This is a genomic window from Pseudodesulfovibrio sp. 5S69 (assembly GCF_037094465.1).
Classification (GTDB): Bacteria; Desulfobacterota; Desulfovibrionia; order Desulfovibrionales; family Desulfovibrionaceae; genus Pseudodesulfovibrio; species Pseudodesulfovibrio methanolicus.
On sequence record NZ_CP146609.1, the window covers coordinates 3,032,565 to 3,059,060 of the forward strand.

General features: G+C 48.7%; 26 protein-coding genes and 1 other RNA gene. 16 read left to right on the plus strand and 11 right to left on the minus strand.

The genetic code is table 11. The annotated features are described in order from the left end of the window. Positions 1-68: 68 nt before the first annotated feature. On the minus strand, positions 69-1,013 hold the full coding sequence (arsS, locus tag V8V93_RS14550) for an arsenosugar biosynthesis radical SAM (seleno)protein ArsS (RefSeq protein ID WP_338667318.1): 945 nt from the start codon (positions 1,011-1,013) through the stop codon (positions 69-71). Between the two features lie 165 nt (positions 1,014-1,178). Between arsS and ffs the strand changes: the two genes are divergently transcribed. After that, an RNA gene (gene ffs, locus V8V93_RS14555) (signal recognition particle sRNA small type) lies at positions 1,179-1,272 on the plus strand. A gap of 40 nt (positions 1,273-1,312) precedes the next feature. Here the strand turns inward: ffs and V8V93_RS14560 are convergent. The 4 genes from V8V93_RS14560 to V8V93_RS14575 all read right to left on the minus strand — a co-directional run bounded on the left by V8V93_RS14560 (position 1,313) and on the right by V8V93_RS14575 (position 8,143). After that, a complete protein-coding gene (locus tag V8V93_RS14560; protein WP_338667319.1) occupies positions 1,313-4,744 on the minus strand; it encodes a hybrid sensor histidine kinase/response regulator in 3,432 nt (1,143 codons plus the stop codon). 187 nt (positions 4,745-4,931) lie between these two features. Then, positions 4,932-5,579 (minus strand): transporter substrate-binding domain-containing protein, encoded by a 648-nt coding sequence (locus V8V93_RS14565; RefSeq protein ID WP_338667320.1) that lies wholly within the window; start codon positions 5,577-5,579, stop codon positions 4,932-4,934. 1,378 nt (positions 5,580-6,957) lie between these two features. Next, complete coding sequence (locus tag V8V93_RS14570; RefSeq protein ID WP_338667321.1) at positions 6,958-7,662, minus strand: hypothetical protein; 705 nt, start codon at positions 7,660-7,662, stop codon at positions 6,958-6,960. Next, positions 7,634-8,143 carry a hypothetical protein gene (locus V8V93_RS14575; protein ID WP_338667322.1) on the minus strand — a complete coding sequence of 170 codons (510 nt, stop codon included), beginning with the start codon at positions 8,141-8,143 and terminating at the stop codon, positions 7,634-7,636. The genes V8V93_RS14570 and V8V93_RS14575 overlap by 29 nt, the downstream gene beginning before the upstream one ends. Positions 8,144-9,051: 908 nt before the next feature. On the opposite strand from V8V93_RS14575, the gene V8V93_RS14580 reads away from it, so the two are divergent. From V8V93_RS14580 to V8V93_RS14625, 11 genes are all read left to right on the plus strand, one after another. Then, positions 9,052-10,521, plus strand: a complete 1,470-nt coding sequence (locus tag V8V93_RS14580) for a hypothetical protein (protein ID WP_338667323.1) — start codon at positions 9,052-9,054, stop codon at positions 10,519-10,521. 173 nt (positions 10,522-10,694) lie between these two features. Beyond that, the gene (locus V8V93_RS14585) at positions 10,695-10,994 is read left to right on the plus strand and encodes an acyl carrier protein (protein WP_338667324.1); all 300 of its coding nucleotides are present in this window, start codon (positions 10,695-10,697) and stop codon (positions 10,992-10,994) included. Beyond that, complete coding sequence (locus V8V93_RS14590; protein WP_338667325.1) at positions 10,987-11,325, plus strand: helix-turn-helix domain-containing protein; 339 nt, start codon at positions 10,987-10,989, stop codon at positions 11,323-11,325. The genes V8V93_RS14585 and V8V93_RS14590 overlap by 8 nt, the downstream gene beginning before the upstream one ends. After that, positions 11,325-12,185, plus strand: coding sequence for an ImmA/IrrE family metallo-endopeptidase (locus V8V93_RS14595; RefSeq protein WP_338667326.1), 861 nt, complete (start codon positions 11,325-11,327; stop codon positions 12,183-12,185). The genes V8V93_RS14590 and V8V93_RS14595 overlap by 1 nt, the downstream gene beginning before the upstream one ends. Continuing rightward, complete coding sequence (locus V8V93_RS14600; RefSeq protein ID WP_338667327.1) at positions 12,178-13,005, plus strand: hypothetical protein; 828 nt, start codon at positions 12,178-12,180, stop codon at positions 13,003-13,005. The genes V8V93_RS14595 and V8V93_RS14600 overlap by 8 nt, the downstream gene beginning before the upstream one ends. Then, positions 13,005-13,253 carry a hypothetical protein gene (locus V8V93_RS14605; protein WP_338667328.1) on the plus strand — a complete coding sequence of 83 codons (249 nt, stop codon included), beginning with the start codon at positions 13,005-13,007 and terminating at the stop codon, positions 13,251-13,253. Before V8V93_RS14600 ends, V8V93_RS14605 begins: the two co-directional genes overlap by 1 nt. Positions 13,254-13,269: 16 nt before the next feature. Further along, entirely contained in the window at positions 13,270-14,913 is a 1,644-nt protein-coding gene (locus V8V93_RS14610) for a nucleotide kinase domain-containing protein (protein ID WP_338667329.1), read from the plus strand. Next, positions 14,891-15,922, plus strand: a complete 1,032-nt coding sequence (locus tag V8V93_RS14615) for a thymidylate synthase (RefSeq protein ID WP_338667330.1) — start codon at positions 14,891-14,893, stop codon at positions 15,920-15,922. Before V8V93_RS14610 ends, V8V93_RS14615 begins: the two co-directional genes overlap by 23 nt. A gap of 138 nt (positions 15,923-16,060) precedes the next feature. Continuing rightward, positions 16,061-16,528: a TIR domain-containing protein gene (locus tag V8V93_RS14620; RefSeq protein ID WP_338667331.1), complete on the plus strand. Its 468-nt coding sequence runs from the start codon at positions 16,061-16,063 to the stop codon at positions 16,526-16,528. Next, positions 16,528-17,133: a hypothetical protein gene (locus V8V93_RS19500; RefSeq protein ID WP_422394373.1), complete on the plus strand. Its 606-nt coding sequence runs from the start codon at positions 16,528-16,530 to the stop codon at positions 17,131-17,133. The genes V8V93_RS14620 and V8V93_RS19500 overlap by 1 nt, the downstream gene beginning before the upstream one ends. A 138-nt stretch (positions 17,134-17,271) precedes the next feature. Next, positions 17,272-18,498 carry a tetratricopeptide repeat-containing protein gene (locus V8V93_RS14625; protein WP_338667332.1) on the plus strand — a complete coding sequence of 409 codons (1,227 nt, stop codon included), beginning with the start codon at positions 17,272-17,274 and terminating at the stop codon, positions 18,496-18,498. 333 nt (positions 18,499-18,831) lie between these two features. Here V8V93_RS14625 and V8V93_RS14630 read toward each other — a convergent pair whose 3' ends face one another. Beyond that, complete coding sequence (locus V8V93_RS14630) at positions 18,832-19,737, minus strand: helix-turn-helix domain-containing protein (protein WP_338667333.1); 906 nt, start codon at positions 19,735-19,737, stop codon at positions 18,832-18,834. A gap of 491 nt (positions 19,738-20,228) precedes the next feature. After that, positions 20,229-20,981: a ParA family protein gene (locus V8V93_RS14635; protein ID WP_338667334.1), complete on the minus strand. Its 753-nt coding sequence runs from the start codon at positions 20,979-20,981 to the stop codon at positions 20,229-20,231. Positions 20,982-21,070: 89 nt separating this feature from the next. Here V8V93_RS14635 and V8V93_RS14640 point away from each other — a divergent pair, with 89 nt between their 5' ends. The 3 genes from V8V93_RS14640 to V8V93_RS14650 all read left to right on the plus strand — a co-directional run bounded on the left by V8V93_RS14640 (position 21,071) and on the right by V8V93_RS14650 (position 22,187). Then, on the plus strand, positions 21,071-21,322 hold the full coding sequence (locus V8V93_RS14640; RefSeq protein ID WP_338667335.1) for a hypothetical protein: 252 nt from the start codon (positions 21,071-21,073) through the stop codon (positions 21,320-21,322). Between the two features lie 61 nt (positions 21,323-21,383). After that, entirely contained in the window at positions 21,384-21,845 is a 462-nt protein-coding gene (locus V8V93_RS14645; protein WP_338667336.1) for a hypothetical protein, read from the plus strand. A gap of 63 nt (positions 21,846-21,908) precedes the next feature. After that, complete coding sequence (locus V8V93_RS14650) at positions 21,909-22,187, plus strand: hypothetical protein (protein ID WP_338667337.1); 279 nt, start codon at positions 21,909-21,911, stop codon at positions 22,185-22,187. A gap of 145 nt (positions 22,188-22,332) precedes the next feature. On the opposite strand, the gene V8V93_RS14655 is transcribed toward V8V93_RS14650, so the two are convergent. The 4 genes from V8V93_RS14655 to V8V93_RS14670 all read right to left on the minus strand — a co-directional run bounded on the left by V8V93_RS14655 (position 22,333) and on the right by V8V93_RS14670 (position 25,802). Next, positions 22,333-24,573, minus strand: coding sequence for a DotA/TraY family protein (locus V8V93_RS14655; RefSeq protein WP_338667338.1), 2,241 nt, complete (start codon positions 24,571-24,573; stop codon positions 22,333-22,335). Positions 24,574-24,579: 6 nt separating this feature from the next. Further along, complete coding sequence (locus tag V8V93_RS14660) at positions 24,580-24,870, minus strand: hypothetical protein (protein ID WP_338667340.1); 291 nt, start codon at positions 24,868-24,870, stop codon at positions 24,580-24,582. Continuing rightward, entirely contained in the window at positions 24,851-25,297 is a 447-nt protein-coding gene (locus V8V93_RS14665) for a hypothetical protein (RefSeq protein ID WP_338667341.1), read from the minus strand. Before V8V93_RS14665 ends, V8V93_RS14660 begins: the two co-directional genes overlap by 20 nt. A 220-nt stretch (positions 25,298-25,517) precedes the next feature. Beyond that, complete coding sequence (locus tag V8V93_RS14670) at positions 25,518-25,802, minus strand: hypothetical protein (RefSeq protein ID WP_338667342.1); 285 nt, start codon at positions 25,800-25,802, stop codon at positions 25,518-25,520. A gap of 30 nt (positions 25,803-25,832) precedes the next feature. Between V8V93_RS14670 and V8V93_RS14675 the strand changes: the two genes are divergently transcribed. Beyond that, complete coding sequence (locus V8V93_RS14675; protein WP_338667343.1) at positions 25,833-26,063, plus strand: DUF6471 domain-containing protein; 231 nt, start codon at positions 25,833-25,835, stop codon at positions 26,061-26,063. The last annotated feature ends 433 nt before the right edge of the window (positions 26,064-26,496 follow it).

The following is a 26,496-nucleotide window of genomic DNA, read 5'->3' on the forward strand; positions in this document are numbered from 1 at the left end:
GCCCAAATACGGGTTCTTGTCAACGCCGGAGCGAAAAAACAGGGGCCCGCTGGCCTTTTCATCGAAAATCAGACCTCGATGGCCCCCCCGCAACTCGACCCGGCACCGGCGGTGCAGCCCAGGCAATGCGGTCCGGTGGTGATCCTTCGGCCGACCCAGGCCGCCAGGTCGAAATCGGCCAGTTGGTCCGGTGCGTCCGGGTCCGTGCCGATGCGCAGGGCCTGATTGAAGTCGCAGTCGTAGAGGCGCCCGTCCCAGCCGATGTTGACCTGGTGGCGGCACATCAGCCCGTCCACGGTGGCCGGGTTGAAGGAACCGTCCAGGAGTTCCAGGTATTCGCGGTCCCTGCCCTGCTCCTCAAGCATGCGCATGAACCGGCCGATGGGCAGGTTGGTGATGGTCAGAAGGCGGTCGAAGACCACCCCGTGCCGGGTGCGCAGTTCCCGCTTGTAGTCCTTTTCCAGATTCTCCTGGCCTGGAGGCAGGTCCGGGCCGCCGGGGTTGAAGACCAGATCCAGGGTCAGGCCGTCCCCCCGCCCATAGCCGAGTGCATTGAGCCGCTTGAGCATGCGGACGGAACTCGCGTAGCAACGTTCCCCGCGCATGCGGTTCACGTTCTCCGCGCTGTAGCACGGCAAGGACGCCACCAGAGCCACCCCCTTTTCGGCGAAGAATTCCGGATACCCTTCAGCTCCCGGCTCTTCCATGGCGGACAGATTGGTCCGCGACTGCACGGCCAACCCCCGGTCCGTCAGGGCGGTGATGAAGTCCCGCAAATATGGATTGAGTTCAGGCGCACCTCCGGTGATATCCACCAGCCCGGGCCGGACGGCCCCGGCCAGAGCCACGATCCGCTCCATGATCGCGCGGCCCATGAGTTCCTCGCGCGCCGGGGAACACTCCAGGTGGCAATGGACGCAGGCCTGATTGCACTTGAGCCCCACGTTGACCTGCAGGATGTCCAGGTCGGCGGCCCGGAGGGGCTCGCCGATTTTCTTGTCAAAAGCGTTCACCGGCACCTCGCCTGTTGCGGTTTTGCTCCAGACTATACGGGAACCCCTCCTCGGCGCAATATCCAGAGCCCGGCGGTAGCGCATTGCGCCGAGATTCATGCAAACCGATGCAAGGGAAGAGTTGACGAACGCTCGGGAACGCTGTAGGAAAACCATTCCCGTACAGAGGGAAGCCGGACGGCGGTTGCGTCGAGAACCCCGTCAGGTCCGAGAGGAAGCAGCGGTATCGATTGCTGCCGGGTGTCCGGTTTCCACTCAAAGGCGCGTTCAGCGATGAACGCGCCTTTTTCATTGCCCTATCAGGCCGCGGCGTCCGGTCCCGATCCGAGCCCGGCTTTCAACTCGTCGAGCACGGCCAGGGCCTTCTTGAAATCGTATTCGGCAATAAGCTTGAGCAGTTGCTTGACCTCGGCACGCGCCTCTTCGGGCCAGACCAACCCCTTCACGTCCTGGCTTCGCTCCCGGCACTCCACCGGCGCCCCCTGGGAGAGGGGAGCCCGGAGACCGTCCAGGCTGGCCATGAGCGCCTCCACCGAAGCCACCTCCCCTTCCTCCGGAAGCTCCGACTCCTCGGTCTGGGCCTCCTTGAGCTCGCCGATGCTCCGGACCACCTCGTCGAGCCGTGAAGTGAACGTGGCCAGCAACTGGGAGGGGTTCTCGTCCCCCTGGTCCAGGGCCTTCTCCAGCGCCCCGGCGGCCTCGAACAGGTCCATGGCTCCGAGCATGCCGGAGGTACCCTTGACGGAATGGGCCAGGGCCACGGCTTCATGGATGTCCCCCGCGGACAGGTGCTTCCCGATCTGTTCGGCGGCGTCCGCGTACTTCTCGTCCAGCAGGAGCAGTAGCGTCCTGTAGAGCTTCTCGTTGCCCCGGGCGCGCCGCAGGCCGAGTTGCACGTCGATGCCCTGCATCATGGCGGGGAGAGCGTCCTTGTCCGTGGTCGGCCGCTCGCGCTTCTTGTCGGACCTGGCCGGGCCGGCCGCAGCCTCTTCGTCTCCGCCGGTCAACCACTTGGTCAGGACGGCGAACAGGTCGTCCGGATCGAAGGGCTTGGCGATGTGGTCGTTCATGCCCACTTCCTTGCTCATCTCGATGTCGGCGAGCATGGCGTGGGCGGTCATGGCGATGATCGGCAGGTCCTTGAAGCGGGCCTGCTCACGGATGAGCCGGGTGGCCTCGTGACCATCCATGACCGGCATCTGGATGTCCATGAGCACCAGGTCCACTTCGTTCTTATCGAGAAATTCCAATGCGCTCTGCCCGTTGAAGGCCTCGAAGACCTCGACTCCGATGGAAGCCAGAATCTCCTGGGCCACCTGGCGGTTGATTTCGTTGTCCTCCACCAGCAGGATCCGCTTGCCGGCGAGCTTTTCCAACGCCCTTTCGGGCCGGGCGGTCTCGTTCAGGGTGACCATGCCCTTGCCCAGAGTCTCGACCACCAGGTTGAACAGGAAGGACTGGTTCACCGGCTTGAACAGCAGGCCGCGGAAACCCAGTTCGTTGGTCCGCTTGACCAGGGAGGCGTTGCCGTAGGCCGAGACCATGAACATGGGCGGCTTGACCTGGATGGCCCCATCCTTGAGGATATTCTCGGCAGTCTCCAGGCCGTCCATTTCCGGCATACGCCAGTCCACCACGAGCAGCTTGAAGGTCTCCTTGTCTCCGCAGCCGCGCAGGATGTCGATGGCCTCGAAACCCGACTTGGCCGTGGTCACGGACAGCCCCATGTATTCGAGCATGCCCTTGAGGATAATGCGCGAGGTGGGGTTGTCGTCCACCACCAGGGCGGGCATGCCCAGCAGTTCCTGAGGCAGGGTCGCGCTCTCGGTCTCCTCCCGGTAGATGGGGAAGGTGACCTCGAACCAGAAGAGGCTGCCCTTGCCGAAATCGCTCTCGGCTCCGATCTCGCCGCCCATGAGCCCCACCAACTGGTTGCACAGGCTCAGCCCCAGACCGGTGCCGCCGTATTTCCGGGTGGTGGAGGCGTCCGCCTGGGTGAAGGGCTGGAACAGTTCCTGAATCTTTTCCGGCTTGATGCCGATGCCGTCGTCCTTGACCGTGAAACGCAGCTTGGCCGTGTCCGAACCCTTTTCCACCGTGGCTATGCTCACCACCACGGACCCCTCGTCGGTAAACTTGACGGCGTTGTTGCACAGATTGATGAGGATCTGGGCCAGACGCATGGGGTCGCCCTGGATGGAGGGCGGCACGTCCTTGCACACGCTGATGAGGAACTCAAGTTTCTTCTCGTTGGCCCTGGGCGAGACGATGGAGGTCAGCTGCTCGAGCACCTGCTCCAGCTTGAAGCCCACGGATTCCACGGTGAGCATGCCCGCCTCGATCTTGGACAGGTCGAGCACGTCATTGATGATGCCGAGCAGGGACTTGGCAGAAATGTCGATCTTGTTCATGTAATCCCGCTGGGCAAGCGAGAGCTCGGTCATTTTGATCAGGTGGGTCATGCCGATGATGGCGTTCATGGGCGTGCGGATTTCGTGGCTCATGTTGGCCAAAAATTCGCTCTTGGCCTGGGTGGCCTTTTCCGCTGCTTCCTTGGCCTTGATAATCTCCTTCTCGGTCTGTTTGCGGATATGGATTTCCGAAGTCAGCAGCCGATTGGTCTTGTTCAATTCGTCCGTGCGCTCGACAACTCTCTTCTCCAGCTCGTCATAGGCGGTCTTGAGGTTGGCTTGGGCAATACGCAGAGGCGTGATGTCCGTGATCATGGCGAACACCCCGTTGAACAGGCCTTCGGCATCGAACTGCGGGCTGGCCGAAATCAACGTCCAGACCTCGGAGCCGTCCCGGCGGACGAACCGGCGCTCGTACTGCGACCCCTCTCCGGCGCGGCGCTTCTCGATCTCGGTGCGATGGTTCCCCTGATCCTCGTCGAGGATAAGATCCGGCACGTACATGCCGACCAGCTCCTCCTCGCTATAGCCGAGCATGTCCGCGAAAATCCGGTTGACCTGGAAGATGTGCTCGGACGCGTCGATCATGACGATGCCTTCAATGCTCGTCTCGAACAGGCGGCGGTACTTCTCCTCGCTCTCGCGCAGTTCGGTCTCACGCAGCCGGATCTGTTCGGCCATCTCGTTGAATTTGGAAAGGATGAGCTGGACCTCCTGGAACCCCTCCTCCTCTTCAGCGTGCTCGGAATACTCGCCCGCAGAGAGGCCTTCGATGCGCTGAATGAGCTGCCCCAGCGGCATGCGCAGGCTGCGATTCAGGATCAGCCGGGTGGACAGGCCGAGGACAATGACCACGGACAACAGGGAGAGCAGGCTGATCCAGGTAGTCTCGTAGACCTTTTCCCGGAAGATGGCCGGGGTCAGGCCGAGCCGGACCACGCCGACCTCGATGTTGTCGTAGCTGATCCGCTGTTCCTTGATGATGGTCTCGCCCGGCGTGATCTCGCCGTAGCGGTAGATATCGTTGCCGCGGTGGTCGCGGACCTCGATGAAGACCACGATGTCGATGTTGGCGAAGGTGTTGCACAGGTTGACCACGGACTCCTCCTCCATATGCCAGAGGTAGGATTCCAGGCTATTGGCCAGGTGCGTCAGAGCCTCGTCGGCCCGCTGCTGAAACTGGGCTTCGGACTTCTGGAACAGGAGGACGAAGATGACCGAGGATACGGCAAAGGAGGAAAGGACCACCACCATGACCAGGCTCGTGGTCAGGTGTTGCACCAGGGAGCGTTTTCTCCTGATTTTATGCAGCAACGGCATTCTCCCCATCCTCTCCCAAAATGACCCGAGGCCCTGCTACAGGCCACTTCCCGGCGTGTTGTGCGGCGGCAATGCGCGGGAACCTGCCGGATTCCCAATATCCATCCACCGCTTCACCATAGGCCGAAGTTCATTTCCAGTCGATTATATTCAACATCCGCAGCCTGATCGGGACGTCGCGTCATCCTCAGTGCAACCAACGGTCCAGGACCGGTTGCAGGGCGCCCTCCCGCTTCAGTTCCTCGATGGCCTTTTCCAACTTCTCCAACAGCACGTCGTTGCCCGTCTCCACGGCAAAACCCACCGGGGAACCCGGGTCGCCCACGTCGATGACCCTGACCGGCACCCCCTGACGTTTTGCCAGGAGCTGCCCCACGGCGAGGGGGGCGATGACCGCCACCACCTTGCCGTCCTTGAGCATGCGCATGGACTGCTCCTTGCTCTTGGTCCGGACGATGCGGATGGCATTGAGCAGCCCCCGCTGCTTCAGATAGTGCTCCGCAAAGGAATGGCGGTCTCCGGCGACGGCCTTGCCGACAAGGTCTTCCACCGTGCCGAGGCCAGCCCCGTCACGACGGACGAAGATAACCACCTTCCGGCTGTAATAGGGCGTGGTGAAGGCAAAAAAATGCTCGCGGTCGCGATTGATCTCCATGCCGCACACGCAGTCCAGCCGCCCCAGGCGCAAACTGGCGACCACATCGTCCCAATCGCCCGGGACCATGCGGCACTCGACGCCCATCCTGGCGAAGACGAGCCCGGCCACCTCGATGTCGAGGCCGGCCGGTTCCCCCATGGCGTCCAGGAACTGGTATGGCGGGTATCCACGGGCCATGCCGCAACGCAGCGGCGGCTCCTCCGCCGAGGCAACGGCGGGCGCAAAAACAAGCCAAAGACAACAAGCCGCAATAAAAAACCGAAAAATCCGCCGCATCGTTCGTGCCCCGAAGGGCCCACCTCCAATCCACTCAACTCGATCAAAAAATGGTTAGTATGCAATAATATACCACATGGCCTTGGGCCGCACCAGTCCTTTATTCCCCTGTCCCGCGGCCAGAAAGTCCCCTTTTTTATGTAACCCTTTCGCCCTTTCGAGCGCTTTTCCTTTTAGGAGGGGGGGAAACCTCAACCAAGGTGGCACCTATGTTCGGCAACAACGGCCACAGGCCCATACTCAGCGAGAAGGAAATCAAATTCCTGTTGTCCGATTGGCCCATTCCCGACAATCCGTCCCTTCACCTTCGATCGGACGAAACGAACGCAACGGCTGAAGCTTCGACAAAGGACACACTCGCCAACGACCTGCTCACGACAATCCGGGACCCCCGTTAGTCGGGGCAGGCTCGGCGCGCGACAAGAAAAAGGGCCTGCGAGAACTTCTCGCAGGCCCTTTCGCTTTCCATGGGGTCGGGAGAGGGCTCGGGCCTCCGGAAGCGCCGCCGCGCCCGCTTTCCCGCCCCCTGTCCTGTTATTATTTATTAGCGCACCCAATTGATTTATTTATCTTCCCCCCCCGAGGCCCAGGTTCGAGGCGGGACCCCAAAAAAGGCCTTGTTCGTCAGCAACAAGCTGATGAACAAGGCCTTTAAGAAAAGTGGCGGAGAGGAGAGGATTTGAACCTCCGTTGGAGTTCCCCCCAAACACGCTTTCCAGGCGTATTACTGAAACAGCAGCACTCAATAATACTAACACTTTCAGACACTAAGTTCGACCATCCTCATCAAAGCATGCACCATTTTCACTGACTCTAATTGAGTTATGGTGCACAAATTGGTGCACTCAGCCAACATGCCGCTGGCCTTATCCAACACACTAGCTATTAATTTTATTTTACTTGACGGGTGGGCACAGCATTACGACCTCAATTTCGATTGATGACATGTTCGATCACTTCCTGTCGAAACGCAATAAAGACATACTTGACGTAGTCCGATTTTGCTATCCCTTTGACGACGATGACAACCTCGTCGAGAGTAACAAAGTCATCTTCAACACAGCGTTTTGCGATCAGCTCGCTATCGCTCTACTCTCCAGCAATGAAAGGGCCTTATTAGAGACCCTTTGCCACTTTCCACGGCCAGTGTGGACAATGACATCCGGCCTTTTGCCAAGTTCATTGTTGGTGCGGTGTTGGAAGACAAAGCAGCGGACTCTTAATCCGAAGGCTAGGCACAGAGCCTTCCAATGGAAACCCACTTTATAGACGAAGTCCGTCAGTCCGACGCATTCGATACGATTTGTCTCATTCGTTCCATAATGATCGGCACCCGCTGCTGGCTGGCAGCATCTGTGGGAAGATGCCCGGGCAAGGCATCTCGAAATTCTTCATCCGCCAAAAGTCCAGACAACTCACTTGCGAGATATGCGCGGATATCATCCAGTGCTTGAGTTACCTCTTCCACCACATCTAGGTTGCCATCCAACACCGCAATGATGTCTTCGATATCGTGGCTAGTCATGAAATCGCCTTCGCCTCGTCCATAAAAAGCCTCAAGTTTGGTCCCCAGGAAATACGGCGGCGTGATAGCTAGAAACGACACGCCGTCAATCTCACATTTCCGAGCATAGCGAAGCGAATCAGAATACCACTTGTTTGAAAAGCCGAGGATGTCGGGGTTGGTAGGCATGACGTCAAGCAGAAGCGTACCGTTCCGCCACCTGCAAATGACATCTTCCTCTAGGCTCTGCTTAAAACCTCTCTCACGGAGGCGTTCTTCCACCGCATAGTATTCGCCTCTGGTTGCAACTTCGATGACCACATCTACATCCAAAGTTGGCCGCACATCCGTGATGGCCGGATCGTTCACGAGCAGCCCGGCTGCGGCCCCACCGACGAAGACGACCTCCTCCACCATATCGCCGAGAAGTTGCGCCGCCAGGACAATCTTATCAACATATTGATACTTGCGCCTTTGCATGGTGCAGCATCTCCCTCAAAATGTTTTCAGCAAACCTCTGCTCCCTTGCACGTCCGATACGCAAGGCATCCAAGACGGCGAGAGCGTCATGCAACGCCTGATCCCTTTCAACAGCTTCGGGGACAGACTTGTGTAGTGGCGATAATCCCATGCCCCGATGCTCCCCTCTGGGATGCGGCCAAACATAAATATTCATGTCTTCGTCGAATGATCCGAATTCGCCCCGGAACACCGGCGCGGCAAAGGCCGTGGGAATACCGCGCGTAAGCGACCCCACATCGGGAACAAAAGCGTACTTGACCCCATGGATGAGGAATTCTTCCAATGCCTTGAATCGGGGTCGCCGTTCGTGCTCATTGAAAAGTTGAGCCTGTATGGCTCGCTTAACTGCACTGTGGACTACCGAACTGCTCAGCCCGAGTTCATAGGCAATACTGCCGTAAGTCCATTCCTGTCCGGCCAAGACCGTGAGCTTCAACATGATAAGAACATCTTGCGGGAGTAAATTCATACACATTCTATATTCTAGATTCTAGAACGTGGCAAGTTGAAAAGATACGAAGTAAGAGCGCTTCAGGTTGATACCGCGCAATGCATTTCGCTGTAAGCCTTTTTTCCACACAACCAGCCCCCCTTCCTACTTCCACAAAACCATTCTCAAGCAAAATGTTTATTGTTCCACACTCGCCTATTTACACCGTCCAAAACACACCCAAAAAGGGCTTACGATTCTCATCGTAAGCCATTAAAATATAACGGAAAATGAGAGATTTGAACTCTCGATGGAGTTTTACGCCCCATACACGCTTAGCAGGAAGAGCACGCCCCTAAAAACCAACTGATTTTAAAGCATTTTAACAAGTTAGACTCATACAGCTGCGTCCAACTGCGCCCAAATTCGTACTCATGAGAGGTTAGACACGCATGAAGCACGCATCGCAAGTATTTCCTCTACCGATCCCGCTACAACTTGTCTTTATCCCACACGGTGTCAGGAAGTCACTCAACAAGCTTCAGATTCCCGCGCTGTACATCTGATACGGATATCCAGGCGCTACAATTCAAGCCAGTCGCACCAAACACAAACTCAGCTTATTACAGATCATTATTTGGGTGGCCCCCGTTTTTCAAGAAGAGAAAGAGATCCCTCCGCAGAGTTCACAGTCCGTGCAACTCTAAAACGCTGTCCTGAAGCCTCCTTTCCAAGTTGGGCGGCAAGTATGGTGCTCCCCCCCCCAATCGACATCCAAACGGAAGAAGCAAGCCCAAAGGTAAATTGCTAACCCTAATTTCAATTGACAACAATCGCCCTTTAGCTTCTAAATAATCAAAATCGCATATACGAACTATCAATTATATTATTCAAATCAAGGACATAATGAGGTTGCTATGAGCAAAAAGATGGGCATAATCACCATCAAAACTGTTGAGCTTAATGACGATTATCTAAAAAAAACGGTATTCAATCAGTTAGGCAATAATGAAATTCCTTTCATTAGCCCGACAGCTCAAGCAGCGATCAAAAAGTACACTGGAGAAGGTGGACGAGAGGCCGCTAAGGAATTGTGGAAGGAACTGCTGATCGACACTATCTGCTTATTAAAACTTAATGACTCAAGAGAGAAAGTTTATAGCGACATCCCTATCGATGACATGAAAGCCTTTTCCGAACATTTTGACCAAATTCGCAATAGAACTTCACACGGCATTGACGAACTCCTGCTATATTATGATGACTTCGTAGCTTATGAGTCTGTTCTTTACGGAACAGAAAAATACTATCGGGACCACATTGAACATGTATTACAAGTCTGGGGTGTTGGCATCGGTTTAATCTTTGAAGATAACCCCGTCATATTAAACGACATTCAACACCTTAAATTTAATAGTGAAATCAGATTTCACAAAGAGAACAAGGGAGCCCCAAACGTCATTTCCCAAAGCGAACTGTGGGCAATGTGGACAATCATAGCTCTGTGCCACGACCTTGGTTACCCCATTGAAAAAACGTCCAAGATCAACCAGCATGTCCGAAAAATAATCAGTCAATTTGGCTGCTTGAGTTTTAATGAACTAGATTTCAGTTTTGATCTTTTAAATAGTTTCATTGTAGAAAAATTCATCAATATTTCGTCTTCGAAAGCCATGTACATCCATGGAGTCCAAGAGCACCGAACTAAAATACAACACAAATTCCGCGACAAATTCGCAAAATCACTTGAAGATTACAAACACGGGATGTTTAGTGGCCTGCTATTGTTCAAAAAACTCGTCTATTTTTTAGAGACTGACTATGGCCCTGACGACAACCCCTTATCCGACGAAGACCTCAGACAGTTCATGATAAGAAGAGAAATTTTGCGGGCGATATGTGGACATACTTGCCCCAAAATTTACCATCTAGATCTAAATACACTTTCATTCTTACTTATCTTATGTGATGAAATTCAAGAATGGAATCGCCCCCGCTTGGCAGAGCTACTTGATCATCGCCTAGACAATTTCGTTCCAACAAACTGCATTAAAAAATTTGATGTAACTAACGGCGACTCCAATAAGTGTGAAGTGCACATTGAGTCAAATTATGGAGATGTGACTTTGGACCCCCAAAAAGACACGAGCCTATTCGAAGCGCTCGTTGTAAAAAAATTTAAAAATTTCAACTATCTACTAAGAACAGCAAAAGACGACACCCGAAGGAAAATCGTATTTCAATGGGATATTCTGTTCTCAGAAATTAGCTACTCGTTCAAACTTGACTCAGATGAGAGCGCCCTAGTAACTCCAATTACCTATAAATCAATTACTGGAGTTGACGGCAAGGTGAGTCAGGAGAGATTTGACCTTTACACCAGATGATCTAAAGTAAAATTGCTGGCCCCGGAAAAACCAGTGGACTTCTTTTTAAGTTGATTTCGTCCCCTCATACTGGTCATTTTCCGACAAGCACCTAGCCCCTACTCAGTGACTATTGATTTCTCTTCCTACATGATGTAAGTATTTCTTACTGCACGTAAGGAGGAGCTCGCACCATGCCCCAACAGTCGATAAGAGAAATTATCGTCAAATGCCTTAAAGACGTCGCTGAACTAGACGCCGAAAGCAAGCCTGTCAGCATTAGCGACAACATGTGTCCATTTAAAAGCTTAGGTCTCTGTAGCGAAGATGGGATGCTCGTAACTCTCGAGGTTGAGGCACAGTTGGGCCAAGACTTCGGAGACGAAAACCTGTTTGTTGACGGCAAAGGGAAGAATGGGAAACGCAGAACTGTTGGCCAAATGGTAAAACATGTCGAAGAGCTTATAAAAAAAGCTGAGGGGAGTAATGGCTAACCAAGATATGAAAACGGTTATTTCAAATCGTCTTCGTGCTGCGAGAGAGCAGGCAGGATTGTCTCAAGGACAAGTTGCAGTGCTCATGAATAAGCAAAGGCCAACAATAAGTGAAATTGAAGCCGGTCGAAGAAACGTGACTGCAGAAGAGCTGGCTCATTTGGCAGATATTTATGGAGTAAGTGTAAACTGGCTGCTTAATAAAGCAGACGCCCAGGACAACCCTTCCATTCATTTGGCGGCACGCGAATTAGCAAAGCTAAAGAAAGAAGATCTAGACAAAGTTCTCAATCTCCTAAGCACATTACGAGACGTTAACGGAGAATCTTGATGTTTGATCGTACCACACTTGGCAGACGGGCATTAAAAGGGGCCATGCTTCTTCGAAAAAAACTTACAATTCCCCAAGATGCCCCCATATGCATATATGATTTTGCTGAAGCACATGAAGTGCTGGTTTGGTTCACAGGCGGGTCTAGTTTTGGTGGGATGTATTCTAAAGAAAAGAATACAATCCTTGTCCCAGCTCTTCGCAACTCTCCAAGGCAGGTGTTCACAGCCGCGCACGAACTTGGCCACTGGTTCTTTAATCACGGCACCAAAGCAGATGATCTCCACACGATTGGCTGCGCAGAAGCAGATTCTGAAGATGAGCTTTTGGTCAACCTTTTTGCTGGACACCTTCTTATGCCGATCCACTGCCTGAAAAATGAGTTTGGCAGGCGCCATATTACAATTCAAGTCTGTACTCCGATAGAGATATATCGAGTGGCCTCCCAGCTGGGGGTTGGCTACCAAACACTCGTCAACCAACTTTACTACACTTTCGAGATGATCAATCAGGACCATTTCAAAGCCCTGTCAAAAGCAACGCCTAAGAGCATCCGTTCAGAGGTACTGCCGAATAAGATCGCCACCGACCACCTGATTTATGCTGATGCCCAATGGGACAATTCAATAGCCATCGATTTACAAGTGGGAGATTGCGCATACGTCCCATGCCAGCTGGACAAACACGACAAGAATTTCAGTATACTCTCCCACAATCAGCATGGGTGCCTGATACAGGCTTCAAATCAAGGAATATCAATTATCGATTCTGAAAACGGCTGGACCAATTCCCTCAGGGTTAGCCGCAAAGAATTCTCTGGACGTAGCATACACAGACACTTTGGAGACCCTGATGACTAAAAATAAGCAGACCAAGGATAAATTCGTAATCGAAGCTTCAGATGTCTCTACTGCCTGGGCAAACGTATTACTAGAAGTAGGAAAACCTGGTAAGCGCTCAAACCCAATTTGTGTTGTAATTACAGACCAGGGAAACAATCCTCCACTGCTCCATAGAAGTATTCATAACACATTGAATAATTTCTTAATGAAACGGAAAGAAACTAAAGACAAATTCGTCACGATTGAAGAAACAGCTTCTACAATCTTTCCGTACAAGAAATGGGAACTCTCTGGTCGAATAGGCATTGAGGCTCTTCAAAAGTGGTATATTGGTACATATTTAAAAAAATACAAAGCGAGATGTACTTTTTCAAAAGAAACATACTTCGAGAGAATGGTTAACTTCAGGTGCGTAAAATCCAATAAAACGGCTGACGAGATAACCCATTTGAATCAACTAGAGTACCTCATCAACAAGTGGAATACCCAGACAATATCACCTACTAAATCTGAAATGCAGCTGTCGTGTTTCGACCCTGGCAAAGATCATACAGATCCACATGGCTTAAAATTCCCATGCCTTCAGCAGCTTGGATTCTGGATAACGCCGAACAAGCAGCTTACATTGTCAGCATTTTATACCACTCAGTACATCGATAGCCGGGCCTATGGGAATTATTTTGGCTTGCTATATTTAGGGAAATTTCTTGCCCAGCAAACCCACTCCGTTTTTCACTCGCTTAGATGTATGGTCAGCAACCCTCTACTAGAGGCGAAAAAATGCTTACTCAAAGATGTATTCACAGAAGCTAAGAACTATAGGATTCAGGAGAACTAATGTCTCTTTGGAGTACTCAAACTCTACAAAAAAGAAGTGTAGATGAAAATTTGATAAGTCCATTCAATAGCAGCAATATCAAACACTGCTCCTATGAACTTGCCCGTGGAGGTAAGTATTATTCAACAGAGGACCAAAACCGAATCGCGATTTGGCTTGGCGGAGTTCTTTTCACCATCATTATCACTCTAATGGGCGCTATTATCAGCGGGATATTCCCCAAATTGCTAGACCGCTGGCTGGGCTAATAAATCAACTGAAGATATGAAACAACTTTCACTACTTAATACTGGCAAACTATTTGTCTTTGAAGGCCCTGATGGTGTAGGGAAAACAACTTTGTGCCAAGAGTTCTCTGACCATCTCAGCTCAAAAGGTATAACCAATCAAATCTTATCATTCCCAGGACAAAAAAAAGGAAGCCTTGGGAAAATCATATATGACATCCACCACTCAAGACTGGATGTATTAACCGACGACATCCATCCAACGAGCCTGCAGATATTACATCTTGCAGCCCATATTGATCAGATTGAGCAGCAAATAAAACCATTGTTGGACATGGGGACATCAGTTGTTTTGGATCGATACTGGTGGTCTCTGTACGCATACGGCCAGCTCAACACTGTTCCAGACGACATTTTAGAATCCATAATTCAAATAGAGAAGCAATTCTGGGGAGAGTTAAAGCCAGAAGCAATTTTTTACATACAAAGAAAAGAAGCATTTAAGCTGTCAAAAGAATCTCAACAACTAAATACAAGATACGAGAACTTAATACTCGAACACCCTGACAGCAATATCCACATTGTCATAAATGACAGCACATTAGATGTAACGATACAAACATTGAGCAAGATAAGCTCTAAATCAACTGAGAATACAATCCCTAGTAGAATCAACCACATTACCAACAAGCAGGCGAATCACCCATCAAAGCTCGCGAAGCTACTAAAGCCAACTATTGTTTATGACACCTATTGGAAGTTTGCAGTAGAACGGCAGAACATCTTTTTCTTGCGACAGAAACAAGAGCGATCACCCTGGACAAGTGACCCAATTCTTACGACTTACAAATTCACAAATGCTTACAGAGCTTCGGACCGCGTAAGCCAATATCTAATAAAAGAAGTCATATACAAGGGAAGTCAGGATATTAATGAATTGTTCTTTAGAATACTGCTTTTCAAAATATTCAATAAAATTGAAACGTGGGAACTACTCAGGTCAGAGTTTAAGGACATTGTTTATTCTGACTATTCTTTCAATCGGTATGACAAAATCCTCACTAATGCGATTTCATCCGGCACCCGCATATATTCTGCAGCTTATATAATGCCCTCTGGAGGAAAAAGCTCACCACATAATAAGAAACATCGGATGCACTTGGATCTGATACATAAAATGATTAGTGAAGAGCTACCAACGAGAATAGCAGAAGCAAGGTCAATGCGAGCTGCATTCGAACTAATGAAAGAATACCCATCAATTGGAGACTTCCTAGCCTACCAATACGTGACAGACATCAACTACAGCAGACTTACTGATTTCAGTGAAAAGGATTTCGTTGTCCCAGGGCCAGGAGCCAAAAGCGGAATAAAAAAGTGTTTTCAAGCGACAGGTGGATTGACCGAGGCTGAAATAATCAAGCTTGTAACAGAAGAACAGGAAAATGAATTTGAAAGACTTGGACTTAAGTTTAAAGACCTGTGGGGTAGACCGCTTCAATTCATTGACTGCCAGAACCTCTTTTGTGAAACAGACAAATACTCTAGAGTCGCACATCCAGAGATACAGGGCCAAGCAAATAGAACGAGAATCAAACAGAAATTCACTTCTTCACCGAAGAAGATTGAATACTGGTACCCGCCTAAATGGGGGATAAATGACCGCATTAAAAAGAATTGATACACCAGTTAAGCTATTTCATGGAACCGGTGCCGACAATGTTTGGCTTGAGGCTATGCGTTACTTTGATGAAGTTCACTCTTCGACCAAGCAGGATAGTCGACTTGGTGCAACTCGCGAAATACTCCATGCAAATTTTAACATCACAGATCCCAAACAACGCTGGGTGCTATCTCGTCAACCAGCTATTAGCCCTGCTTTTGCAATCGCTGAGATCATATGGATACTGTCTGGTCAAAATGACTCAAAATTCCTTAACTTCTGGAATCCAGCATTGCCCAAATTTATGGGAAAAGGGCCAACATACCACGGTGCGTACGGTTACCGAATAAGGAATCAGTTTGCCTTTGACCAGTTGGAGCGGGCCTATCATGCTTTAAAGGGCAACCCCGATTCACGACAAGTCGTGATCCAGATTTGGAATTCTGAAAGAGACTTCCCATCTAATAACGGTTCTCCGGTTTCTGAAGACATTCCGTGTAACATATGCTCTATGCCTAAAATTCGCGATGGAAAGTTAGAATGGTTGCAAATCATGAGGAGCAACGATTTATACAGAGGTACACCATACAACGTAGTTCAATTTACTACCATTCAAGAAGTATTGGCGGGCTGGTTGGGGCTTGAAACTGGGGCCTACCACCAAATCAGTGATAGTCTTCACATATATTGTTCTGATCTTAATGAATTGAGCTATTCTGAGTCCAAGCTGCCATCTAACAATGATTCGTTAGCACTACCCAAACAAGAGTTCGACAAGACCCTCCGCCGAATGGATCGAATGCTCAGAGACCTTGCAGGAGACAACTTGACCCCTGCTTTATATAAAAGCATCTGCACAGCAATAGACCTGCCGCACTCATATAAAAATTTATTTTGGATCTGTGCAGCAGATGCAGCCCGCAGGCATCAATGGTTTGAGGAAATGGATTGGGCTGCTGACCAATGCGACAATAACCTTTTAGTTTACGCTTGGGACAACTGGAAAAATCGATGGATCAGTTCCTAGATCCCCCCAAAGAGGACACATAGTGGACGAGAGAAAGAGGGTAGAGCCATCTCGCAATATAGACAGAGACAACTAAAGTCTCTGTTCAATATACACCGTCTTAAATCCCTATACCCTTAATCATTGAGGTTAGTCATCATGAAAGAAAAGAAGGTATTCATCAGCCACCATGGAAAGGATGACGAACACATAGGCAAGTTGAAAGATTTGCTTGGAGACAAAGGCTATACGCTTAAGAATAGCTCCATTGACAGCACAAAGCCCAACGATGCGAAAAACACCGATTACATTAAGTCTATGTTGAGGCCGCGAATTAACTGGGCTGGAGCAATGATAGTTCTTATTGGACCAGGAACTGCTAAACGGGACTTTGTTAACTGGGAAATTGAGCAGGCAGCAAAAGCGGACAAGAATATTTTTGGTGTTTACATCCGCGGTGGAACCGACTCAGACATCCCTCCTGCGTTGAATAAATATGGTTGCGGCGCATTTGGCTGGATGTCTGACAAAATCATTGATGCTCTTAATGGGAAAAGTCCTGGTTGGGAGAAAGCTGATGGGAGTCCAAGAGACAGCTACTATAAGGCTTCAGGGGTAGATTGCTAATGAAAGGATACTCATATGTTGCGCCAAGGGAATTTGGGTTCGCTCCCAACCCTTTCTGGGGGTACTGCACATTAGCAACATGCAAACCTAGAATTCGACAAGGAGCCGTAATTGGGGACTGGATTATAGTCCTTGGATCAAAACAGAATAACCTCAAAGGGCACTTAATATGCCTTATGCGCGTTGACGAGAAACTATCATATAGCACCTATTGGAATGACCCAAGATTTCAGACCAAAAAACCCATAATGAACGGCAGCTTGGTACAGATGCATGGTGACAACATATACAACCAAAGCAATGCCACTTGGATTCAAGCACATTCTCACCATAGCTTAGAAGATGGCAAGGTAAATATACGCAATCTTAGAAGGGACACTCAATCTGACAATGTAATTGTATCCTCTTGCTATTACTACTTTGGGGAGAATTGCATTAAAATCCCCCAGAACATCTTCCGACATCTCCATGTTCAGCTGGGAGAAAAAAAAATTGGCAAATATCATGTGAAAGCTCTTGTGGAGTATGTCTCAGGACAGTACTCTACAGGGCGACACGGAAACCCTTCAGAGTTTGAGGGTTTTACATACTATGACGGCAAGTAACAACCGTACACAAATCTCAGTATTATGCTGCCTAGCAACGAAATAAACGCAATTCGAAAATCCAATTCAAAGTCGGCGATAGTCTTCCTGCATGGCTTCTCAGGCAGTGCAATTTCGACGTGGTCAAGATTTCTCACCATGTTCGGCACAGATCGCCAGTTTATGAACTGGGATTTATACTCTGTGGGCTATCCAAGCGCTTTGACGCCGGACATCCCTTTTTGGAAGAAAGAACCACCCATTTCTTTGATCGCAAAATCTCTTTTGACCCAAACGAACCTCGGGCCCTTAAGCGAGTATCAAGCTATCGCAATCGTGGCGCACAGCATGGGAGGACTCGTGGCTCAAGCTGCTTGCATAGAGTCCAAAGAGTTTGCCGAAAGAGTTTCTCATCTCGTGCATTATGGGACACCTAGCCTCGGCCTAAGAAAGGCCAAAGCACTAGGTTTCTACAAAGCCCAAATTGCAGACATGAAAGCTGGAGGGAAATTCATTGAAACGCTAAGAGGCAAGTGGGATCTCATCACCACCCACGGACTTCCTTTCTCCTTTCTTTCTGTGGCAGGCAACCAAGACGATTTTGTCCCATCAGCCAGCTCTCTCTCACCCTTCCTAGAGGAACACCAGGCAGTCATTTCCGGTAATCACGTTGATATCGTCCGCCCAGTGTCACAAACGTGTGCCGGGGTGTGTTTGCTCAAAAATTTTTTGGAGTCAGGGCACTATAAAGCTGGCCCAATTGATAGTGCTGCGCTTGCGGTTGAACGGAAGGACTTTCAAGCTGCGATAAACACCTATGAAATGCATATTGATGAACTTGATGAGAAAAGCCTTGGTACTTATGCTCTGGCTTTAGCAAGTCTTGGAAAAGCTGAAACGGCCATTGAGCTACTTCAAAACAATCTTGAGAAAGGTACTGACATACAAGGAATTCTTGGGGGCCGCCTAAAACGCCGCTGGCTAGCTGAGGGTAAGTCTGGTGATGCCGAACAGGCTAGGGAGCTCTATACGGAGGCTTTTCGCCAAGCAGAGAGCAAAGGCGATCATTCCCAATGTCACTATCATGCAATCAACGTAGCTTTTATGGTCTTAGCTTCTGCCAGGGACTACACTGAAATGGAGAAGTGGGCCAAAGTAGCAATGGATCATGCGAATAAAGCCACACGCGACAAATGGGCTGAAGCAACAGTAGCTGAGGCACATTTGTATCTTGGAGACATCGAAACTGCCAAAAAAAAATATAAAATCATATTTACACTGGGCAACTTTTCTCCAAGAGAACTCGCGTCCATCGCGTTACAATCATTACATATCTCCGAACATATCAATTCAACAGACTTCACAGATTTTATCAACTCGCTCTAGCCAAAAGCCCATCCCACCTAGTCCAACATAGCTTCTGCACCAAGAGTCTTTGGTGACGGATCGCTCAGTGCTGGCTACATGCTCCATCGCATGATCAACCACTAAAGCAACCTGGAGACCTGCATAAATGTGCTCGCATCCATTTCCCGAAACGGAGGAGAACTCTACGGATTAATGCGCCGAAAAAATGAACCTTTACTCATAAGCCTCTTGGATAATAAGGAGCCATCAAGCAAAATTGGTGTGCTAACTATCCGCCTTGATTACATTATAAGTAGGATAGTAGGCTCAAATTTATTAAGTGCTTGGCCTCCTAAGCAATTGGGATCAATTTTAGGCAGCAGTTTTCCCCCACGCCAAGTTATGCACACTGTACTCTTTGTACCCTTTTTCCTTAATAAAATAGCGGACCATTCTTTGGCCACGAACAAAATTTTCACCGTATGCTTCTAAATACCCAGAGGCACACGGATAATATCCAGAAATATCTGTAAAATCATCCCACCAAAAGCTATTATGTTTCATTGGAGAGAGATAAGTCTTAGGATAATGTTTCCCATTCAACAAATCCCAAAACAACTCCTCCTCAAAATCAAAGGAACAACAGCGAGCACCGCTCAATTTCAACTCACCAATTAACTGGTAAAGGCTGTAGACCTGATAGCTCCCTTCTCCAGATCGTGCTCCAAGAGCCCACCAGCTGTCGACAGTAATGTACCTATATTCATTCAATTTTATCACGATGCCGTATTCACCAAATGAGGACTTCGATCGAACAAAAAACACATACTCATAGGGATTCCTTTGCAACCAATCCATCAAATCAAATGGATCATGAATTCTCCTCAAAGGATTACTAAAGGGCTCTCCTTTTCCCTCAAGGAGCCAGTCGTAATTGACACCAAAAAAGCTTGAAAAACTTTTCAGCAAATCGATTGATGCCTCTTCTTTGCCCAGCAGGACATTTTCGAATTGGCTCACTCGAGGCAAGGACAACAGCTCGGCCACTTTGGGGATGGTGAGGAACTTATAGCCATTATTACTTTTGTTCATCAACTCCACAGCCCTTATCAGCCTGAGTGAAATCATCTGACTCTCAGTCTGAGACTCCTGTTTCTTTGGGGGCTGGACGCTATCAGCCACAACAGATTGTTTTTTTGAATTTTTATCCCGCTTTCCAAGAAACCGATTCCCTATCCCCGAAAAAAGCAACATAAGCAGCCACTTCAGATCTTCCATTCCGATAACCAACCTTCTTTTAATACGGCAGCTTAACAGCTCACAGACAAAAATGGGGGTGACCTTCAGCTACACGATTGCCTTACGGTGCCTAAGAGAAAATCCCCTTGGGCATACAAATGTACAAAGGAACATTGATACAATCATACTAAACAAAAGAGCTCTCGACAACTATCTGAAAAACTGGCGGTCCCCCCATCATCGCTTAGACTAATACCCCTTGTTCTCAAGGTATTCGTCTAAAGCCTCTCGTATCAAGTGGACCTCTTTTCGGTCCATTTCAAAAGCAGCTCTCCGAAGCCTTTGGTATAGCGCCATATCGAATTCAACATTCTTAGACTTTTTCATTGGCACCCCACCAGATTTCCCAATTATTGTCTCGATCGCTTTAACCTGCCGAACACTAGAGCGCTGTCCTAACCCCTTGGGCTTAGCCATTTGTATAAAACTCCATTTATACCTTGATACAAATGTACATTGGTACATTAAAATTACCGCAAAAACTCGCGCGCTAACTGAGCATAATCAAGTGCACCATTAGCTTTTGGATCATATTCAAAAATCGACATGCCATGACTTGGAGCACTGGCCAAATCAACGTTGCAACGAATCTTAGTCTCGAAAACCTTATTTACAAATTGTCCTTGCTCTCCGATGGATCGGACAACGTCTCGATGAAGCACTTTTCGCTTGTCGTATTGCGTGACGATCACGCCAGCCAATTCGACTGTGGCGTTAAGCTCTTTGCATGCTTCAAAGGTTGTCCAAATCAACCCCAATCCACTTAATGCATAGTATTCCGCCTCAGACACGAAGTAGACATGCGTAGCTGCGACAAACGCATTTACCGTCAGAAGTCCAAGATTTGGTGGACAATCCAGCATGATATAATCATAGGAACTCAAAACAGACCTAAGCCCCTTCCGCAAAAGCTGCTCTCTAGCGATTCGACCTGAGAATTCGAGATCTGCGGTGGCCAAAAGCTGTGACGCCGGAAGCAGATGAACATCGCCAACATCAAGGATCATTCGCTCAACAGGTTGCCCTTTGAGCAAATCAAACACACTCTGCCCGACACCATAGGGATCCACACCAAGGCCATCCGTGAGGTTCGCCTGCGCATCGAGATCGACACACAGGACCTTGTAGCCAGCCTTGGCAATGGCAACACCAAGGTTGTTCACGGTGGTTGTCTTTCCAACGCCCCCCTTTTGATTCGCAAAGGCACAAACTTTCGCTTTCACTCGTCCTCCTACTTAAAACATCAAACTTGACATTCCATTAGCACAATGCAACCATTAATTTATATATTTTGATAAATCAAGAGGCAACAATGAACAAAATCTCGGAAGCTCAAGTTAAGCACATGATTTCAAATGGAGTAATGGTTGACGTGATATTTACTCCTGCTGACAACAGAAAAGACAAATATATCAGTGTAATTCGTGTCAACGACAGAGATAACATACTTCACACTCAAAAAGATCACATACGCAGGTTCACAGCAAAAGCTGCTATCAACTGGTCCCTCGAAATGAAGACAGGAACTCAGATTATATTTGACGTAGGCCACAACGCAGTTTAACTGATCAATTTAGTAGGATTGACATATTATAAAATACATCCTGACAAATTGAGAGGCAAAAATGCTTGTAACTGCAAACCAAGATGAAATCCAAATGATGTCAGGGAAATGGGAGCCAATTTACGAACCCGCACTTAAGAACTCCATCAAAATGGGAACACCGTTCGAAATTGAATTCCGCGAGATTGCTGGGACTAGAGATTTTAAGTACAAAGATAGAGAACCCCCAAGATTCTTTTTCGCTGTAATTACGACCCGGCAGCAGCACTCATTTTTCCTTCTTACCCAAAAAAATAAAATCAGATATTTCTCTGAAAAAGCTGCCTATAAGTGGCTAAAAGACATTAATTATTTTGGCCCTTGCATTTTACGTTCAGACATAGAACCACGATCTCCCAAAGACCACGTTGGCGAGCCAACGTTAGCTCAACTCCACGGCAATCAACTTGATGTCGAAAAGAAGAAACTTGATGACGTGAAGATGGACAGCACAGTTCAAAAGACTAATTCAAAAGGCAATTAAACTTTCGACAAGAAAGGGCCGTGTGACATACATGATCTATCGGTGTTTTAAGAGGAGTCAAATATGACCAATAACACAGGCCTCTTCGGTTTTGGGAGTTGTCAGCCTGTAATCAAGAAAGGCTACAATAAAAAGGCAACTGACAAGATCCTCCAGAGGCATCGTCAAAATGCCGAGACTTACAGAGAGCGCATTCGTGAGTTGGATGAAGAGTTGGATCTGGTGACGAGACAGAGAGACGCCACGCGAAAAGCCTATCTCAATTATTTAGAAAATCATGGTATCAAACTGGATGAAGATGAGTTCGACCAATATTTTGAAGAGTGCATGAATGAGATGTAGAAAAAGAAGGGCGAATAGATCTCAAGGCGGTTTCCATAAATATTGATAAAATGGCCCCGATAAATTCGGGGCCATTTTATTGACAACTACACCAGCCAGATATCCAAGAAAGCTGCTCAGTGGTCCAACAGAGTGGGCCCACTTCTTAGCGCCCTTTATATTTTGAAGACGCCTCGTGGTTCTGTTCAGATTTCTTTTGCAAAGACGCATCTTCATCCTTCGCAGAACCTGCTCCAGAGTCAGAAGGCTTCCCCCCACCTCCAACGGCATGTGCGGTTGTAGTAAAGACACCAAACACCTGGTTTGTCCCTCCCTTCATATGATCTTCAGCGCCATTCATAAGCTGTGCACCAGCACCAGCTTGGCCGAGCCAACGCATAATGTTGTCAGGCAAGTGGTTGATGAGCTGATAGAGCTTGTTGCAGAGGAAAAGAATGAAAGCACAGAAAAAGAATATATAGAAGATCGTTCCGGCAAGCCCTATGTGTCTTTCTGTGCCTCCCGGCAACATCGGTGCGCTTGAGAGTATGATTTCAGCACTTTCCGAAATGATTGGTCCAATGACCGCGATTATGATGAGGGCAACCAGAAGGCCAAGCAGCATGAGCAAAGGACGCAACAAAATGCTCAAAAGGAGAATAAAGCCAGATCTTCCGTGCTGGCCTGCAAAGCCGTCTCCTTCGGGCATAGCAAGAGCAAGGCACCAAATTGGCGCGGCAACAAGGCTTTCAATGACCAGGATCAACCAGCTAATCACTGCCCCCCACCAAATGACAAACGGCAGTGCCGGCAGAAGAAAGGCCATGGCCAGGCCTGCGAGATAAACAGGAATAACCCCAACGATTGCAAAGTCGCCAAGGCCCTGGACAACTTTGTTTCCTGCCTTGATAAGCGCCCCGGTTATCCCACCAGAAAGCCAGTTTCCGATCTTTCCAACCAAACCATGGTCAGATGCGTGTTCAACGGCAGTGGCACCGGCCTTAATCGCTATGATAGCAGTTATGTAGCCGTGAACCGTCGCGACTAACTTGTGACCCACTTCGGACATAGAGACTATAGGGTCGCCCGAATTCATTCCATGGATGACATATGTAATCATTCCTCGGAAAAATTCATTGAACAGAGTGCTTAATGTCCCTTCTTCATTCCCGCCTTTCCCGGCTTCAGCCGCCGCCGTCATGTCAAAGGCCTCTTTGGCCACCTGGCTTGCTCTAGACATGATGATTGCGCCTCCGCTCTCAGCGGTTGTGGGGCCGAGGTCATTAAGGCTTCTCGGCAAAGCCGTATTATCTGGCTTGAAGGCGGTCGGAAATGTCTTGAGTTCTTGATTCAAGCCTTCCAAGAAGCCACTCATGGTCCACACATAGGCTCCAGCACTGACCCAACCACGCCACAAGGCCTCATTTTTAAAATTAGCGAAAGCTTCTTTTCGCTTTTCCGGAACCTCTTTTTTGTAATATTCAGAAACGAATTTCCGTAGTTCCTTTTTATAGGCGTCTGAGGCGAGCCAAAGCAATTTTTGAGGAGATACGGGGAATACCTCTTTGCTCACAAGAGCCTCATTTTCCGCAAACGGTTTTGCGATTGCGTTGCACTCGACAACAAGTTTTTTAATGAGATTTTCGTGGATTGCTTGCATGGCCGGATCTGCCATGAGGGGCATCCTAATATAGCCCATTTGGGTGTCGAAAGATCTCGGCCCGTTCCACACGAACAGAACATATTTTTGACCGGATCTTTCTTCTTCGCGCCGTTCATATATAGCATTCCCTTCTATGGGGTCGTATAGCGGGGAATCCGGATCACCATAGAAATGATCCCAACGCGCTTGGTTGACTTGATTTATAAAAATGGTTTTCACCAAGTCGTCTGCTTGCTCGGCGACTTTTGGTGGCAAAGTAGCTACTAGCTGGCCAACTTGTTTCTCCTGATAATCTAGAGCCACATACCACATCCAATTTGCAAACTGGATGCTGAAAGCAACGCACCAGAGTATCCCCAATTGCAGGAGGCAGAAACCTTTTGCGACAGGAGCGATTGCGCCGAGTGCCGTTGAAATACGGATGGGTATCCAGGCGGTATGGTATTTCGAGCCGAGGGGCTTTCCTTCAGATGCGGTGCCAACCATCCCGGTTGTATATATCCAGATGAAGATAATGATTATGGCGCTAGTAAACAGCCAATTCAGTTGTTCAAAAATAGGCAGAAGGACTGACACCGCAGCACTGCCCCCTAAGCTGGGATCGCCTCCGACCCGGAGGGAATGCCATCCAGGGCCGAAGACCGAATCCAACAAGCGTGAGGATACATCATGCGGGTTGAGTTTAGGCAGAGAAAAACCGTTCGCCGGGTCAACAGGCAAAGGATATGGGTTGCTCATGGGCATGTGTGCCTACCTTCTAAAATAGGACGGAATTTTGCTGACTACGTTTTTGGCCCAAGGCCAAAATTCAGAATCCTTGCTGCGGCTGCGGGGAAGCACCATCACGCTCCACCAAAGCCGAGGAAGGCTGTAAAGACATGCGGCGATGATCATGGAGTACACAAGAGCGTTGCCTTGCAAGTTGTACATGTGGGTTTCAGTGGTGTGCCAAACGAGAAAAAAGACCGAGTAAAAGGCAAGAATGAAAGAAAACAGAACACTGAGCAGAACACGAACGGTTTTAAATATATTTTTCATCATTTTTCACTCCCAACCAAACGGTAACAGGTTGAAATTTTTTATTTTCAAGCATCCAAACACGCCATTCCGAGCTGATAAGAATGACACAGCTTAAAACCAGAAGCAGGACGGCGATCAAAAGGCTGTTCAGAGTAGGAAATCCGAAAGTGACAACCTGGTCCCAAACAACCAATCCGACTAGCAGTGCGGGAACGAGGGCCATCCATCTATGAAGTTTATAGGCCCTAATGAGGCGCGATCTGTCCTTTTCGGTGAAGCCCCAATGCTTTTCTACTTCGGTCCAGTTCGTCATGTGTGGAGCATCAGGGTGGTCCAACGGCATAGGTTTCCTGGGCAGAGCACTGCGGAACACTTGACCGATATGGCGTCTCAGCCCCTTGTGCTCTTCCCATGCAGTAAGTCTCTTGGCGTATTTTATAGGGTTCATTCGTATTCCTCGCTTTAAAATTTTGCTGCATAAATTGCGAATACCGTACTACATCTATATTTCTGCGGCAAACAAAACGCTAAAAACTTTAGTTTTCCCAATTTTACCTGTATAAATTTTGAAAAATTTCTCAAAGCAAAAGGACTCAGATTGCTCCGAGTCCTCATTACTTTGTGATTTATTTGATTCATATGAATCATGCATTGCCAAAGTGTGCAGCTCACATGATTTCACGGCGTAAATAAATGCCTAGGAGATTTTTATATACGTCCGTCTCCTGTGCTGCCTGGCCTGCCGTGTCCAGCAGCTCACGCAACTCCTCTTGATCCAAGACAAAAGCGCCTACCTGGTCGGCCAATGCCTCAAACTCGGCGGGACTCTGATTTTTGAAATCCAACAAACTCCAACTCACCATGTTTTTTACCTCCATTGATTCAACGAATAAGGGTAAATTTACCCGAATACGGGAATAAGTGTCAACTTGTATTTGGGTAAATTTCTTCATTTACGGGTAGGGCTGTTTTGGTGTAGAAGTATGGGCATGACGTTGAAATGGAACGAAGAACAGGCGCGGAACACGCTCAAGGCTCTACTGGCCAGTCAGGGCCTCAAGGTTGCGGATCTTGCCGACCGCCTCAATGCTATTGGTGTCCATGAGACGCAGAAAAGCATCTATGGGAAATTACAACGTGGGACCTTTACCCTCGCATGGTTCCTGCAAATCCTAAAAGCCCTCGGCCTGAAACTAGAAACAAAGAATATATGACAAGTTTAACTGTCAGGCTCAATTTGTGGCCATAAAACGACCGACACTCACACCTGAAGAGATAAAACGCCGAGAGCGGGTTCTAGAAAATGTCGTAGCATCATGTGCGACAGGAGGGACTTCACCTAACTCCTGAGGACCTCGATGAAGTCCGCAGGCTGATTATAACCTACAAAACGAGTGATGAGATGGTCGCTGAGTTAAAAAAGATGGGGATTGATTAGTCCAACCAATCATCGCCAAAGACCTTGTCGACAGCGGAAATATCCCTCCCGCAAATCCTGACAGGCTTAGCTCCGTATGTATTTCTCAAAGCTCTTGCGACTGAGGGAGCCGCTTGGCTCCTCCCACTAGTAGGTATCCTTAAATTTTTCACCGTCATCACTTGCAAAGATGAAACTCCGACCGCACCAATTTCGGAGGGCTTGCCAAA